The following is a 15,751-nucleotide window of genomic DNA, read 5'->3' as shown; positions in this document are numbered from 1 at the left end:
ATTCTCAAATATTTTTTTCAAAAAAAAAAAATAAAAAATTTTCTTTCACAGATTACGTTAGAATTTAGTTGGATGTTTTTTTATCTTTCTATAATTTGAGGAGTTGAATAAGGAATGGACCACAGAAAAATAGTAAAAGTGACAGCTTCAATGTTATTACTTATGAACGCATCCCAACAGAGTATCACGACATTTGCTGATCATTTAGACAGTGGACAAATGACAGAAGAGCTAGTCAATTCGACCATCGAAGAACCAACAGAGAATAGCCTGATGGAAACAGCAGAAAACGAAGCGATGGATGAACAGCAAACAAGCGAAACGCCAGAATCCCCAGCAACTGCTCCATCAGAAGTGCCGACAGAACCCACCACAGAAACAACTCCAGATGGAAATGCTGAGCTAGAGCAATCTACTGTCGCTTCGACAGTTCCCACCACTGTGGAACAAGAAGTGACAGATGTTTCAAGTGAACCAGTTATTCCAGATCCAAATGTCAAGACTGAATGTTTTGAGATACAAGGAACAGAAGATCAATTAGCATCTGGTGTGTTTGGTAGCAGTCCTTGGCGGATCGACCAGGAAGGTGTATTGTACATAGATGCAGGGACATTAGGAGAAACAACATCAGCGGCTCGTGCACCTTGGTTTCCTCACCGTTCACTCATCAAAAAAGTCGTTCTTACTGGACCTGTGGTAGCAAATACTGACTCATTAGGACTATTTTTTGATATGAATCAGCTGACGACGATCGAGAATTTATCCAATCTAGATACAAGTCAAGTCACGAATATGGATTATTTCTTTGCATGGTGCCAGCAGCTGACCTCATTGGATCTTACAGCTTTTGATACCCAAAATGTTCGTTCGATGAACTATATGTTCAATGGGGTGTCTTCTGTTAGCACGCTCGATCTAAGCAACTTCAATACAGCGAATGTCACTGAAATGAGTCATATATTTTATGGGATGAGCGGATTGACTTCATTAGATTTATCCAGTTTTAACACGATGAACGTGTCGAACATGAGCTACATGTTTTATGATTGCTCTGCCTTGACGACACTGGATGTAACTGGTTTTCAAACAGCCAACGTGACAAATTTCAGTCATATGTTCCGCGGTTGTTCCGGATTGGCTCAACTGGATCTTTCTAGTTTTGTAACGAGTCAAGCAACAGAAATGTCCTTCATGTTCCATGGCTGTTCGGGATTACAAGCGTTAGATGTGACACATTTTGATACGAGCAACGTTATGTACATGCATTATATGTTCCATGGCTGTTCCGGTTTGACAGAACTTGATGTTAGTCGCTTTGATACGACAAACGTGACTTCTATGTACTATATGTTTTTCGGTTGTTCCGGTCTGACAGCGTTAGATGTTACGAACTTTTCAACAACTAACGTGACAACAATGAGTTTTATGTTTGCAGAATGTCTCAATTTAGAAGCAATCGATGTCAGTGGTTTTGATACGGAGAATCTTCGATTTATGCGAGGAATGTTTAGAAACTGCAAAAAGATCACTGAATTGGATCTATCTCATTTTAAAACTGGCAAGGTGCAATTGCAGCAAGAGATGTTTGCTGGTACAACCTCTTTATCCAAAATTTCTTTAGGTATCCAGTTCTATTCTTTAACTGATACCAATATTCCTGAGTTGCTCGCTACAGAAGAGCATACGGGGTATTGGCAAAATGTGGGATCTGGCACAGAAGATGTCCCACTTGGTGAATATGTATTAAGCTCCTCTTCACTGATGACAACTTATCAAAATAGTATGGCGGATACTTATGTGTGGCAACCAATTGCTAGTGAGTCGATCCGCGCAATGGATTCAACGATCTATGTTGGTGATAGTTGGGAACCAATCGACAATTTTGTCTTAGCGACCGATCCAAATGGAGAATCAATTCCTTTTGATGAAAGTATGGTCAGTGGTACAGTGGATACGACGACAGCAGGAGTCTATCCAGTGACTTATACCAATGGATCTGCGAGTCAACAGATCAATGTGACTGTCGAAGAAAGTCAAGAAACCCTTAAAGTCACAGATTCGACGATCATTGTAGGGGATGCTTGGACACCAAGTGATAATTTTGTTTCCGCTACTGATAAAACGGGAGAAGCTGTTGCCTTTGATGAAAATATGGTCAGCGGCGAAGTCGATACGACACAAGTAGGTGAGTACAAGATCACCTATACTTTTGGGAGACTCAGTCGTGAAATCACAGTGACCGTCATTGCTAGTCAAGAAGCGATCAAGGCGACCGATTCAAGAATCCACACAGGGGATGTTTGGCATCCAAGCGATAATTTTATCTCAGCGACCAATAGAGCAGGTGACACTTTGCCATTTGATGAAAGTATGGTATCAGGCACCGTTGACACCGGACGAACAGGAAACTTCATCATTACTTATACGAATGGAGAAGCCTCTCAAAAAATAACAGTGACCGTGGTTGAAAATAGAGAAACGATCCAAGCAAAAAATGGCAGCATTTATGTCGGTGATAAGTGGGCGCCAAGTGATCAATTTGTATCTGCTACAAACAAAGATGGGGAAATGATCGTTTTTGATGAAAGCATGGTCAGTGGTACGGTAGATACAACTAAAGCTGGCGATTATCCGTTGACTTATACCAACGGTCGAGCAACAGAAGAAGTTGTGGTGGTTGTAAAAGAAAACGGAGAAACGATTGTAACAAAGGATCTTCAATTATATATCGGTGATACGTGGGACCCAAGCGATGGCTTTGTCTCCGCAACAAATCGCGAAGGGTTCGCTCTCGCATTTGACCAGAATATGGTGTCAGGCGATGTTGATACCAACAAAGAAGGAACCTATACGATCACTTACACGAATGGTTCAGTTTCAGAAACAAGTCAAGTGACAGTGAGTAAACGAGGGACTGCCGGAGGAAATGCCAACACAGGCGGAGGGAATACTCAGCAAAAGAAAACAGCCAACACCTCTGCAACCTCAAAAAAACAAGTCCAAGGAAATGCAGCAAAAAATTTACCAAAAACTGGTGAGATCCGATCTAGTGCAACCGTTCTTGGTTTTGCTCTTGTTGGAGGAGCAATCGGAACCTATATCTACAAGAAAAAGAAAAATCGTAAAGATTGATTCTTTAAAATCAAAAAGCCAACTTAGTTTCGGAGTGATCCTAGACTAAGTTGGTTTTTTATCGCTCAACTATTTTGAAATTGGCTATTGTATAAGCTTGCATAAAGTGTCGGTTGTTGCAATAGCTCTGTATGCGTTCCTGTTTCAATGATGTCTCCGTTTTGCATCACTACGATCATATCCGCATGTTCAATCGTTGACAGACGATGGGCAATCACAAAGCTGGTCCGGTTTTTAGTTAAAGCATCCATCGCTTCTTGGATCAAGGCTTCCGTACGTGTATCGACACTTGACGTTGCTTCATCTAAAATGACGACTGCAGGATTAGCTAAAATGACTCGTGCAATCGTTAAGAGCTGTTGTTGCCCTTGAGATATCGACCCATTTTCGCTTGAGATAATGGTGTCATAACCTTGTGGCAGCGTACGGATAAAATGATCACATTGAGCAATTTTAGCTGCTTGAATGATTTCATCTCTGGTTGCCTCTTTTTTGCCGTAGGCAATATTTTCTGCAACAGTACCTTCGAATAACCAAGTATTTTGTAGTACCATGCCAAATAGATTCCGTAATTCATGGCGCGGCAAATCGGTGATGTCATGACCGTCGAATAAAATCTGACCGTCATTAATTTCATAAAAACGCATCAAAAGATTGACAAGAGTTGTTTTTCCAGCACCAGTTGGCCCAACGATGGCAACCGTTTGTTGTGGCTTGACCGAGAAGTTGACATCTTTCATCAATGGTTTTTCTGATGTATAACCAAAACGAACATGTTTGAATTCAATTGCTCCTTGTGGTGCAATGATGGGATTTTCTACTGCATGATCAACTGCTTCTTCTGGTTCATCCATGATCTCAAAGATTCGTTCGATGGATGCCATGGCTGATTGTACGGAATTGATGACATATGAAGCAGTGGAGATTGGTTCTGATATTTGATTGATATACTGCAAATACGCTTGTAAGAAACCAATGGTGATCCCACCAGATAAAACGGCTATTGCCCCAATGACCGCACTTGCGATAAATGCTAATTGATTGATCAAACGGATGGCTGGATAAATCGCAAAATTCATGAACTGCGCTTTTTTGAAAGCTTGTGATTGTTTTTCATTTGCTTTCTTGACTTCATCAATCGCTAATGCTTGTTGGTTGAAGGCTTTGATCACCAAATTCCCAGTTAGATATTCTTCTGCTTTATTATTCAAATCTCCCAGTTCTTCTTGGTTATGATCAGAAATTTGTTTATTCTTGTTTGCGAATTTTGTTGTGACAGTTGTGCTGATCATAATCAAAATAAGAACAAGTAAAGTCAATTTGATATCGATGTAAAACAACATGATACCAGCTAACAGGATCGTAACAAGAGAGGTGAAAAGTTGATTGATCCCTGTGAGCAATACTTGTGATAGCTGATTTAAACCTGTAGTTGTCCGACTAATGATATCACCAACTTGATGACGGTCATAGAAAGCCATTGGAAGAGCTTTGAATTTTTTTGTAACTTCTTTACGGACACGTAAGGTCACTCGTTCACTTAATGAAGCCATCGCTCGTTCTTGAATAAAGGAAGTGATACTACTTAGTAAGGAGAAGAGTATCAACAGGATCACTGGTAAAAGCAATGTTTCTCTTACATCTGTTACTGTCATATGGTTAAGTCCAACCTCTTTGATCCGCCCGAGTAGTTGATCGATCCCGATACCCATGATTAGTGGCATAGCAACGACTAATGTATTACCGACCAAGCTGCAAAGTAACGAACCATAGAAGATTTTATGTTCAGGCTGGATCATTCGCCAGAAACGTTTCAAGCTTTGTTTTTTTATCGTTGTTTTAGTCATTTCCATCGACTCCCTCCTTTAACATACCTTGTGATTTCGCAAATTCTTGATACGAACGATTATTTTTCAACAATTCTTCATGAGTGCCTTGGCCAACGATCCGTCCTTCATCTAAAACGATAATATTATCAGCGTTTATGATGGTACTTAGACGTTGTGCAATGATAATCAGTGTTTTATCTGCCATTTCACGTTGCAACGCCCCACGTAACTTAGCATCGGTTCGATAGTCCAATGCAGAGAAACTATCATCAAAGACATAGATTTCAGCAGATTTGACTAACGCTCTAGCAATACACATCCTTTGCTTTTGGCCGCCAGAATAATTATCTCCGCCTTGAGCCACAAAGCTGTCCAATTGATCCGGTAGGTTTTCTAATACTTCATCCAATTGTGCGATGCGAATTGCTTTGGTTAGTTCTTCATCTGTCGCATGTTCGTTCCCCATCAATAGATTACTGCGAATCGTTCCACTAAATAAAAATGCTTTTTGGGGAACATAACTAATATAGCTTCGAAGCGTTTCTTGGTTCATTTCTGTGATCGGGGTGCCTGCGAATTTGATTTGTCCATTTGAAACATCGTTTAGACGTAGAAGTAATTTTGCAATCGTGCTTTTTCCTGAACCTGTTCCACCAACAATGGCTGTCGTTTTTCCTTTTGGTACAATAAAATCAATATCTTCCAATACAGGATCGGCGTTTTCGTTGTAGCGAAACGTCACATGTTCGAAGGATAAGAAAGTATCATCGACTGAATCGAAGGATAAAGTTTCTGGTTGGTCGGGATCTTTGATTTCGATTTCAGCTTGTAATACTTCTTCGATTCGTTTAAGACAAGAGATTGATTTTGGTACGATAACAAAAACCATTGCGGCAATCATCAAATAGGCAAGTGTCAACATCGAATATTCCACAATGGCAGTTACTGTACCGATTTGTAAGCTACCATTAGCCACCAAACCGCCACCAAACCACAAAATGGATGCATAAACGATGCCCATAAGTAAAAAGGCGATCGGTGTGACCCAAGCAAAGATTCGATTGACTCGGATCATCTGTTGCGCGTAATTTTCAAAGGTTTCATTTGTTCTTTTTTCTTCATAATCTTGATTGTTGAAGGCACGGATCATATTGACACCTGTAAAGAATTCACGCAACGTTGTCGTGACACGATCCATCTTCGGTTGAATACTCAAAGATAAAGGGGTTCCTTTTTTCATCAAATAATACGTGATCAGCGCATAGATGAAGATCGAGCCTAACGTAATCAATGTCAACTTGACGGAATGCTCCAACATCATCAGAATCGTAAATAATGAGATAATTGGTGCAGGGATGATCATCTGACAGAACATGACGATCATTTGTTGGACGTTATCTACGTCATTGGTCATCCTAGTCAATAGTGAACCGGTATTAAATTGATCGACATCTTTCATCGACAATTGTTGGAATTTATTGAAAAAACTTGCTCGTGTTTGATAGCCAAATCGTGCGGCTAACAAAGCAGAACAGTAGCTTGAGGCAACTGCGGCAAAAGAGCCTAATAGAGCAACAAGTAACATTTGAATTCCAATTTGTTGGATTTGTTTCACTTCGCCACTTGCAATCCCTGTGTCTATGAGATCAGCTACTAACTTTGGCACACCAAGGGTTCCTAGCAGTTGTAAACAGATAAATAAAAGAGTAAGTAAAGCAATTCCTTTATTGTTTTTTATCGATATTTTTAATAGTTTCATGATGTTTCCTCCTTTTCCCGACAAATACGCATTCTACACCTTAAAGTTACTTGAAGGTCAAGAAGAAAAAGCATAAACTATCATTGAGGTGAAAGGTATGAAACGATTGTATTCGATTGGGGAAGTATCGGAGTTATTGGATATCCCTCGATCAACCATTCGGTATTGGGATGCTGAAGGGTTGATCCATGCAGCAAGAGAAGAGGAAAACGGGTATCGGTTGTTTGATATCGATGCCATTTTTCAAGTCTATGACATCAATTTTTATCGAAAACTCGATATTCCCATGAAGCAAATGAAAAATCTATATAGTAAATCGTTAAATGAGATGTACGACATTTTAGCTGAAACGGAACAGCGTTTGGATCATGAGAAAAAAATCTTAGAACAAAAACATAAAGAAGTATTATCAAGAAAAAAACAGTTAAAAGAAATGATCGATAGTGAACCAGATAAATTTCCTGAAGAAGAAATTCCCTTTCAAAAAATCGTCGTGGCAGCATCTGATGACCTCTTATATTCAAAGGAATACCTAAAAAATTATTCAAGTTTCGTGATTTATTTTCCAGAAAATAATCAGAACAGTATTTATGGGTTCTGTACGGACGAGCACACGAAAGAACTCCCAGGTTCACAGACGATCTGGCAGAATGATCCTGCGAAAAAGTACGTGCGATTTCTACTAAAAGTCGAAGTGAACAACACAAAAAATAATAATCTATCTGAAGTAAAAGACAGGTTGCAAAAGCAAGGCTATCGATTAGGACAAACGATTGGTCAATACTTGTTGACCCATACGACAAAGGAAAAGATTTCCTTTGAATATTACCGAGCTTGGATCGAAGTGAGTGAGGGGAAGTAGGATTAGTTGACATTCGGAAGTAAACATGGGATAGTAATTGACAATATCAAAGCGTAGAAGAGAAGAGTAACTAACGGTCAACGGTAAAAAGAGACTCCGGTGGGTGAAAAAGGAGACCAGAAACCTTAGTGAAGATGAACTTGGAGCTTGTTTTACTAGTAAATGAGTAAAACCGGACTGCGACCGTTAACTCGCCGGATATCTGATGGTATCGTTGAGGCATTATTTGTGAGGATAATGCAAATAAGGGTGGTAACACGACGCATTCGTCCCTTTTGTCAAGACTTGGCAAAAGGGATGAGTGTTTTTTTGTTTTCATCAGGTCTTTATCTACTACGCAATCTAAGGAGGAATTTTTTTATGACTACTCGTTCAACATCCCCATTTCGTTATGACATCGTCGGGAGCTTTTTGCGCCCAGAAAAGTTAAAAAGAGCACGAAAAGCATATAACGAATCGCTTATTTCTGCTACTGATTTGAAAGAGATAGAAGATGAAACCATTATCGATCTGATCAAAAAACAAGAAGCTGCTGGCTTACATGCGGTGACAGATGGTGAGTTTCGTCGGAGTTGGTGGCATTTGGACTTTTTCTTTGGTTTACAAGGTATCGATTTTTTTGTACCTGAGCGTGGTTATCAGTTTCACGGAGAAGAGACACGTCCAGGAACGGTGATTGTAACAGAAAAAATCACAGGAGAGAGCCATCCTTTTGTGGACCATTTTCGGTTTACACGTACCCATACGACCGAGGGCGTCGAAGTAAAGCAAACCATTCCAGCCCCAGCTCAACTGTTAGTGGAGTTGTTACGTCCAGACATTTTGCCTCATGTTCGTGCCATCTATCCGACAAACGAAGAACTTTTTCAAGATATCGTAACAGCTTATCGGCAAGTGATCGCGGATTTATATGAAGCAGGCGCCAGAACGATCCAATTGGATGATTGTACGTGGGGCGTATTAGTAGCACCTTTACCAGAAGGATTTTTAGCAGAGAGTGATAAAGAGGAAAGCGAGATTCGCAAAGAGTTGGCGCAGACCTATTTACAAATCAATAATGCGGTTCTTGGAAATCAACCACAAGATTTGATTTTGAATACCCATGTCTGTCGAGGGAATTACCACTCCACCTGGGCGGCAGCTGGCGGGTATGATGCTGTAGCTGAGCCATTATTTACGGAAGAAAATGTTCATGCCTATTATTTAGAATATGATAACGATCGTTCAGGCGGTTTTGAACCACTTGCGAAAGTTAGTGAAGGAAAACTCGTAGTATTAGGATTGATAACCTCAAAATCTGGCGAACTTGAGGATCGTCAAAAAATCATCGAACGTATTTATGAAGCTACTCGTTACATCCCTTTAGATCGATTATGTTTAAGCCCACAATGCGGGTTCGCCTCCACCGAAGAAGGGAATATCTTGACAGAAGAAGCGCAATGGCAGAAAATTGCGTTGATCAAGAGTATTGCAGAAGAGGTCTGGAATTAAGTAAACGCCGATAAACCAAGTATTCAGAAAAACCGTTAAGAACAACTCAGTTGTGTTCATAGCGGTTTTTTTGCTGAAAAAAATCAATTCTTGGAGCTGACCTTCAACACTAAGCTAAAAAATCAAAAAATATGAGAAGCTATTTTCCGATTTTCTATCTTACTGCTCAGGTCAAAGCGCTCATTTCACGACCTTCGATAAACGGTGTTCGAAAGCCAACTCCTACGACATTAAGTCGAAAATTGAAAAAATATGAGAAGCTATTTTCTCAATTTCCGCCTTACTGCTGGGAGCTGAACGGCTTTCTCACAACCTCTGATAAACGGTGTTCAAGGCGCAACACTTCGGACATAAGCCAAAAAAATAAAAAATGAAAGAGCCATTTTCTATTTTTTTTATCTTATGCTTCAGTGCTGAACGCGCCTTTCACGACCTCTTTGGCACAAAGCTTTCTCTTACCACTAATCGGGTGGGGTAGGTCAAAATTATGGGTTCGTCGCGGACTTGGTCGATTCTTTCGACGGCTAAGCGTACGGCGGCTTTACCGATGGATTTGGCATTGATTTGGACGGTGGTCAAGCCAGGAGTTAGTTTACTGGCTGCTTCAATGTTGTCGAAGCTGGCGATCATGATGTCTTTACCAATGGCCAAATGGTGCTTTTTCATTGTGCGATAGACGCCGATTGCCATTGGATCGCTTCCTACAAGGAGTGCGGTTGGAAGTGGATCAGAGCTTTGGATCAGCTCTTCAGCTAATCGTTCACCGTCTTCTTCGGTCCAATTTCCCAGATAGTGCGTACTGTAATCTTGTAACTGGTGATCAGACATGAAATGCAAATAGGCACGGATGCGTTTTTCATCTGGATTGATCGTCTTGCCTCCTCGTTCATCCATATCGACTTGATAGCCACCGATATAGGCGATCCGTTGATGCCCACTCTCTAGAAACAACTCTAAAACAGCTTTGGTCATTCGCTCCAAATCTCCATAAACCATATCGACTTCTTGTTGGATATCAGGATTATCAACAACGATCAAATGCTGATTTTGTGCCAATAGATCAGTGATCGACTGCTTCGTCACTGTTCCAACTACGATGATCGCTCCTAGTTGATCTAAGTCTTTCCATTCCTTGGGATTGTCAGAGAGATTGTAGATGCGATTCATGCCAATATGCAGGCGGTTTGCTTCTTCTTCTAATCCCATACGTAATTCTTTGTAATAGACATCTTGTGCTTCACTTGCCTTACTGATCGTCGAGATCACACCGATCGATGGCATTCGTTTTTTGATATATTTTCGTTTATTGATATCATAGTTCAATTTTTCTGCAACTTCAAAAATCCGTTTCTTTGTTTCTGGTGCGACATGGATTGTCTTATCTTGATTCAATACGCGTGAAACAGTTGCAGGAGAGACATTCGCTTTTCGAGCGACATCACGAATCCCTACCATAAAATCACTCCTTTAAGAAATATAAAAAAAGTTATTGACAAATATGTTTAGTAAACAGTATACAGGAGTTAGTTAAAAAGTAAACGGTTTCTAAAAATTTGTGAGGTGAAGAAATGAAAAGACAATCATTGATTGCATTCGATTCGGAAACAAATGTTTTTCATTTGTCGAATCCATTGATTTCTTATGTGATGAAAATTGAAGAATCTGGTGTGTTGACCCATGTTCATTTTGGTAAAAAAGTGAGTAACTATACCGATAACAAAAAATACCCAAGAAGAGATCGGGGTTTTTCAGGAAATGTTCCTTTGCATGATGAGCGGGCATTTTCAAAAGATACGCTGCCACAAGAATTTTCGGGACACGGAAGTATGGATTATCGCATTCCAGCTACGATCATCACACGTGAGAATGGCTCTAGCTTGCTTGATTTAAGATATGAAACGTACCAGATCAACCAAGGTAAACCAAAGCTTACAGGATTACCACAAACCTATATATTGGAGGAACAGGAAGCACAAACGTTGTGTATCACATTGAAAGACCGAGATTTACCGATCTATGTGGATCTTTTTTATACGATTTACGAAAAACGAGGGGTCATTATCCGCTCCGCTAAGTATCGCAATCAAACGGAGCAAATGATCTGGTTAGATAAAGCAGCTTCTTTTCAATTAGATTTGACGAATTCAGGCAGATTTACTGAAGTGATCGCCTTACCTGGCGCCCACGCTAGAGAGCGTTTGATTTCGAGACAACGGATCACTGCGGGGGTGAAATCATTTGAAAGTCGACGAGGAAGCAGTAGTCACCAAATGAACAATTTTATCGCTTTGACACATACTCATACGACGGAAAGTCTTGGGGAAGCCATCGGTCTACAGTTTATCTATTCTGGCAATCATGCGTTCGAGATCGAAAAAGATCAAATCGATCAACTAAGAATTGTTGGTGGCATCAATGCGTATCAGTTCCAATGGCAACTTTCAACCGATGAAGCGTTTCAAACGCCGGAAATGATCCTTTCTTATTCAGACGAAGGATTAAATGGCATGAGCCACATACATCATGAACTGCTGCGAGAACGTGTGGCACGTGGGAAACATCAGTACGAACCACGTCCGATCTTGGTCAATAATTGGGAAGCGACTTATTTTGATTTTACTAGCAAAAAAATCGAAGCACTGATCGATGAAGCAGCAGCGTTAGGTATGGAAATGTTCGTCTTAGATGACGGCTGGTTCGGAAAAAGAGATGCAGATACTTCTTCTTTAGGAGACTGGTTTGAATATGAAGGGAAATTGGCGAATGGATTGAAAGGCATTGCAGAGTACGCCCATGAAAAGGGCCTAAAATTTGGGCTATGGGTGGAGCCTGAAATGATTTCGATCGATTCTGAATTGTATCGTCAGACGCCTGATTATTTGATGCAAGAACCAGCACGCACGCCTGCGGCATCTCGGTCGCAATTTGTTTTGGATTTTACACGAAAAGAAGTGCGAGATTCGATCAGTCAGCAATTACGAAAAATTTTGGATGAGGTACCGCTCGATTATGTGAAATGGGATATGAATCGCTCCTTATCAGATGTTTACTCTGCTTACGTGGAGAATCAAGGAGAGGTCTATCACCGGTATGTTTTAGGATTATATGACCTTTTAGAAGAGTTGACCACAGCTTATCCAGATATCTTATGGGAAGGATGCTCAGGTGGAGGTGGCCGTTTTGACGCAGGAATCCTTTATTATATGCCACAATCCTGGACAAGTGACAATACCGATGCAATGGAACGGATCGATATCCAATATGGCACGAGTCTCGGCTATCCCATCTCATCCATGGGTGCCCATGTCTCCGCATCACCTAACCATCAAAGTGGACGTGTGACAGATTTAAAGACACGCGGGGATGTAGCGATGAGCGGGGTATTTGGTTATGAACTTGATTTGACCGCATTAGACGAACAAGAAAAGAGAATCATCAAAGAACAGATCAGCACGTATAAAGAAATTCGTCAAACCATCCAACAAGGAAAGTTTGACCGCTTAGAAAATCCCTTTGAACAAAACATTGCGGCGTGGCAATTTGTTTCTCCAAATAAAAAGGAGATCGTTGTCTTTATGGCACGACGATTAACTTCTGGACAACCGCCTTTTCATGAGATCCGCTTGGTTGGTTTGGAGGAAGGGATGTATCGTGAACGTAAAAGTTCATTGATTTATTCAGGCTCGGAGTTAATGACGATGGGGCTTTATCTCCCTGATTTTCACGGAGATTTTCAAACAGAAATGTTTCACTTTGAAAAAATAGCTACAGGAGAGGAAGAAGAAAATGCAAGCATCAATTGATTGGTTAGATGATCCCCAAGTTTTTCGTGTGAATCAGCGAAAGGCACATAGTGATCATACGGTCTACGGTTCAAAAGAAGAAATAAAAAGTCAAAGTTCCCGACTACAGTCGCTAAATGGTGAATGGCGCTTTTGTTTTTCTGAAAATGCAGAAAAACGCCCAAAAGAGTTTTTTGAACAAGATTTTGACGATCGTTCATTCGACACGATTCATGTGCCTGGCCACATTGAACTCAGTGATTTTGATAAGATCCATTACATCAACACGATGTATCCTTGGGAAGGTCATGAGTTTCGTCGTCCCGCTTATACAACTGCTTCAGAAAAGGAAATGGCAGGGATGTTCTCTCAAGCGGAAGAAAATCCAGTAGGGTCCTATGTTACGACTTTCCAATTAGCAGAGGGACTGAAGGGAAAAGATGTCACGATTCGTTTTGAAGGTGTCGAACAAGCCATGTATGTGTGGTTGAATGGTCATTTCGTTGGTTATGCAGAAGATTCATTTACACCGTCAGAATTTGATTTGACTCCTTATCTAGAAGAAGAGAATCGTTTGGCAGTCGAAGTCCACAAACGTAGCACAGCTGCCTTTTTAGAAGACCAAGATTTTTTCCGTTTCTTTGGGATTTTTCGAAATGTCGTCTTAGTTGCTCGTGGCAAGAATCATTTAGAAGACTTGTGGTTACGTCCCCAATTAGATGACACGTATCAAAAAGGAAAATTGGATGTGTCCTTATCTTTTGAAAATCTTACAGCTGAAAGCGACTTACAGGTACGGGTCCTTGATTTAGACAAACAAACGATCTATGAAGAAAAGCATGAGATAGGCGAAACAGTGCAGCTCAGTATTGATTTAGGTGAAGTGGTATTATGGGATCATTTTGCGCCGAATCTCTATACCGTTGAAATTGAAACCAGGGACCGTGACGGAGTGACTGAATATGTCGAGTATCCATTCGGATTTCGCAAGATCGAGTTAAAAGATAAAATGATGTATCTGAATGGGAAACGTTTGATCATCAATGGCGTCAATCGTCATGAGTGGAGTGAAAAAACAGGACGTGCGATCACTTTAGCTGACATGGAAAAGGATTTGGCAGTGATTAAAAATGCCAACATCAATGGCGTGCGGACCTCACATTATCCCAACCAGATTCCTTGGTATTTCCTCTGCGATCGAGCAGGTATCCACGTGATGGCAGAAACCAATTTAGAATCACATGGGTCATGGCAAAAAATGGGAGCTTTTGAGCCATCCTATAATGTACCAAGAGGAATTCCGCAATGGCGAGAAGTGGTGCTAGATCGAGCAAAAACCAATTTTGAAACCTTCAAGAACCACACCAGTATCTTGTTCTGGTCCTTAGGCAACGAGTCTTATGTAGGGGAGAATATTCGCTTGATGAATGAATACTTCAAGACCGTTGATCCAGACCGCTTGGTGCATTATGAAGGGAATTATGTTGATCCCGCATTTGAAGCTTCGGTTTCAGACATGAAAAGTAGTATGTATGCGACACCTGAGGCGGTCGCTGAATATCTAGAAAACCAAGCGGATAAACCATATATCTTGTGCGAATACATGCACGATATGGGGAATTCTCTCGGTGGATTAGGTTCTTATATGGCACTATTAGACAAATATGAGATGTACCAAGGTGGTTATATTTGGGACTTTAAAGATCAAGCACTTGAGGTACTTGATCCAGTAACAAATCGAAAAGTCATGCGTTACGGCGGCGATTTTGATGATCGTCCAAGTGATTATGAGTTTTCGGGAAATGGCATCGTTTTTGCAAATGGACAAGAAAAACCAGCATTACAGGAGGTAAGATACTATTATGGCAAATACAGCTCCTAAATTGAGAATCATTTATGGCGACTGCACTTTAGGAATCAAAACAGAAGAAAAACATTATATCTTTTCCTACACACGAGGCGGTTTGGAATCCCTCAAAAAGAATGGGAAAGAATGGCTTTATCGTGAAACGCAACCGACTTTTTGGCGAGCATTGACAGATAATGATCGAGGAAATGGCTTTGGTTATCGCTCTAGTATGTGGCTTGGTGCAGGGTTGTATCTAAAAGTGGAAGCCATCCATGTTGCAATAAACGACCAAGCCATCGAACTGCCGATCGCACCAGTCAATAATCGTTATAGCAACCAGGAGTATGCGCATACAGTCGAGATCACTTTCACATTGGCAGTCAACACAACCCCACAAACGACCGTCGATATGACGTATCGTGTCAACGAACAAGGGGATCTACACGTGAACATGTACTATCATGGCAAGAAAGGATTACCCGAACTGCCAGTATTAGGCTTTCGCATGATTATGCCAACAAAAGCCACTCATTTTGATTATGAAGGCCTGTCAGGTGAAACTTATCCGGATCGTAAAGCTGGTGGCGTACCAGGGGTCTATCATGTGGAGGGCCTGCCGATCCCACCTTATTTAGTGCCACAAGATTGTGGCGTCCATATGGATACCAAGTGGTTAGAGATCACGCGCAAGACAACCTTGAATAATGCAGATAAAAGTCAGGAAGAGTTTTCCTTACGATTTGAACAAAAGGATTCGCCATTTGCTTTTGCGGCATTACCATTCAAAGCAGAAGAATTAGAACAGGCGACACACATGGAGGAACTACCAGCGGAACGGCGAACGGTTGTCACGATGTTGGCGAAAGTCCGAGGAGTCGGAGGGATCGATTCATGGGGAGCGGATGTAGAAGAAGCCTATCATATTAGTGGTGAAGAAGACCACGAATTTAGTTTTATCATTAAATAATGTAAATCGGAACATCAAAAATAGGACCCACTAAAGATCCGCAGAATGGATTTTTGGTGGGTCCTATGAGTTGCGGTTGA

9 protein-coding genes and 1 other annotated feature are annotated in these 15,751 nt (G+C 40.9%); of the genes, 6 read left to right on the top strand and 3 right to left on the bottom strand.

Annotated elements, in window-relative coordinates:
- Positions 1-114: 114 nt before the first annotated feature.
- Positions 115-3,132, top strand: a complete 3,018-nt coding sequence (locus IGJ14_RS07625; RefSeq protein ID WP_195475991.1) for a bacterial Ig-like domain-containing protein — start codon at positions 115-117, stop codon at positions 3,130-3,132.
- A gap of 65 nt (positions 3,133-3,197) precedes the next feature.
- Here IGJ14_RS07625 and IGJ14_RS07620 read toward each other — a convergent pair whose 3' ends face one another.
- On the bottom strand, positions 3,198-4,985 hold the full coding sequence (locus IGJ14_RS07620) for an ABC transporter ATP-binding protein (protein ID WP_195339208.1): 1,788 nt from the start codon (positions 4,983-4,985) through the stop codon (positions 3,198-3,200).
- Positions 4,972-6,720, bottom strand: coding sequence for an ABC transporter ATP-binding protein (locus tag IGJ14_RS07615; RefSeq protein WP_019723376.1), 1,749 nt, complete (start codon positions 6,718-6,720; stop codon positions 4,972-4,974). Before IGJ14_RS07615 ends, IGJ14_RS07620 begins: the two co-directional genes overlap by 14 nt.
- A 97-nt stretch (positions 6,721-6,817) precedes the next feature.
- Here IGJ14_RS07615 and IGJ14_RS07610 point away from each other — a divergent pair, with 97 nt between their 5' ends.
- Positions 6,818-7,582: a MerR family transcriptional regulator gene (locus IGJ14_RS07610; protein WP_019723377.1), complete on the top strand. Its 765-nt coding sequence runs from the start codon at positions 6,818-6,820 to the stop codon at positions 7,580-7,582.
- 45 nt (positions 7,583-7,627) lie between these two features.
- Positions 7,628-7,859, top strand: a binding site (T-box leader).
- Between the two features lie 83 nt (positions 7,860-7,942).
- The gene (locus tag IGJ14_RS07605; RefSeq protein ID WP_019723378.1) at positions 7,943-9,073 is read left to right on the top strand and encodes a 5-methyltetrahydropteroyltriglutamate--homocysteine S-methyltransferase; all 1,131 of its coding nucleotides are present in this window, start codon (positions 7,943-7,945) and stop codon (positions 9,071-9,073) included.
- Between the two features lie 426 nt (positions 9,074-9,499).
- Here IGJ14_RS07605 and IGJ14_RS07600 read toward each other — a convergent pair whose 3' ends face one another.
- The gene (locus IGJ14_RS07600; protein ID WP_019723379.1) at positions 9,500-10,528 is read right to left on the bottom strand and encodes a LacI family DNA-binding transcriptional regulator; all 1,029 of its coding nucleotides are present in this window, start codon (positions 10,526-10,528) and stop codon (positions 9,500-9,502) included.
- A 113-nt stretch (positions 10,529-10,641) separates the two neighbouring features.
- Here IGJ14_RS07600 and IGJ14_RS07595 point away from each other — a divergent pair, with 113 nt between their 5' ends.
- Genes IGJ14_RS07595 through IGJ14_RS07585 form a run of 3 tightly spaced genes read left to right on the top strand, consistent with a single transcriptional unit; the run spans position 10,642 to position 15,671 of the window.
- Entirely contained in the window at positions 10,642-12,876 is a 2,235-nt protein-coding gene (locus tag IGJ14_RS07595; RefSeq protein ID WP_019723380.1) for an alpha-galactosidase, read from the top strand.
- Positions 12,860-14,737 (top strand): glycoside hydrolase family 2, encoded by a 1,878-nt coding sequence (locus tag IGJ14_RS07590; protein ID WP_019723381.1) that lies wholly within the window; start codon positions 12,860-12,862, stop codon positions 14,735-14,737. Before IGJ14_RS07595 ends, IGJ14_RS07590 begins: the two co-directional genes overlap by 17 nt.
- A complete protein-coding gene (locus IGJ14_RS07585; protein ID WP_019723382.1) occupies positions 14,718-15,671 on the top strand; it encodes a beta-galactosidase small subunit in 954 nt (317 codons plus the stop codon). The genes IGJ14_RS07590 and IGJ14_RS07585 overlap by 20 nt, the downstream gene beginning before the upstream one ends.
- The last annotated feature ends 80 nt before the right edge of the window (positions 15,672-15,751 follow it).

Origin of the sequence: Enterococcus sp. DIV1304_2, from assembly GCF_050555445.1 — a bacterium.
In the GTDB taxonomy this organism is placed as follows: Bacteria; Bacillota; Bacilli; order Lactobacillales; family Enterococcaceae; genus Enterococcus_B; species Enterococcus_B pernyi.
This window is presented reverse-complemented; position numbering and strand designations above follow the sequence as displayed.

Bases quoted from the DNA above. Each gene is read 5' to 3' on its own strand.
- IGJ14_RS07590 (WP_019723381.1), top strand. From the start codon at position 12,860: ATGCAAGCATCAATTGATTGGTTAGATGATCCCCAAGTTTTTCGTGTG.
- IGJ14_RS07620 (WP_195339208.1), bottom strand. From the start codon at position 4,985: ATGGAAATGACTAAAACAACGATAAAAAAACAAAGCTTGAAACGTTTC.
- IGJ14_RS07600 (WP_019723379.1), bottom strand. From the start codon at position 10,528: ATGGTAGGGATTCGTGATGTCGCTCGAAAAGCGAATGTCTCTCCTGCA.
- IGJ14_RS07605 (WP_019723378.1), top strand. From the start codon at position 7,943: ATGACTACTCGTTCAACATCCCCATTTCGTTATGACATCGTCGGGAGC.
- IGJ14_RS07615 (WP_019723376.1), bottom strand. From the start codon at position 6,720: ATGAAACTATTAAAAATATCGATAAAAAACAATAAAGGAATTGCTTTA.
- IGJ14_RS07585 (WP_019723382.1), top strand. From the start codon at position 14,718: ATGGCAAATACAGCTCCTAAATTGAGAATCATTTATGGCGACTGCACT.
- IGJ14_RS07625 (WP_195475991.1), top strand. From the start codon at position 115: ATGGACCACAGAAAAATAGTAAAAGTGACAGCTTCAATGTTATTACTT.
- IGJ14_RS07595 (WP_019723380.1), top strand. From the start codon at position 10,642: ATGAAAAGACAATCATTGATTGCATTCGATTCGGAAACAAATGTTTTT.
- IGJ14_RS07610 (WP_019723377.1), top strand. From the start codon at position 6,818: ATGAAACGATTGTATTCGATTGGGGAAGTATCGGAGTTATTGGATATC.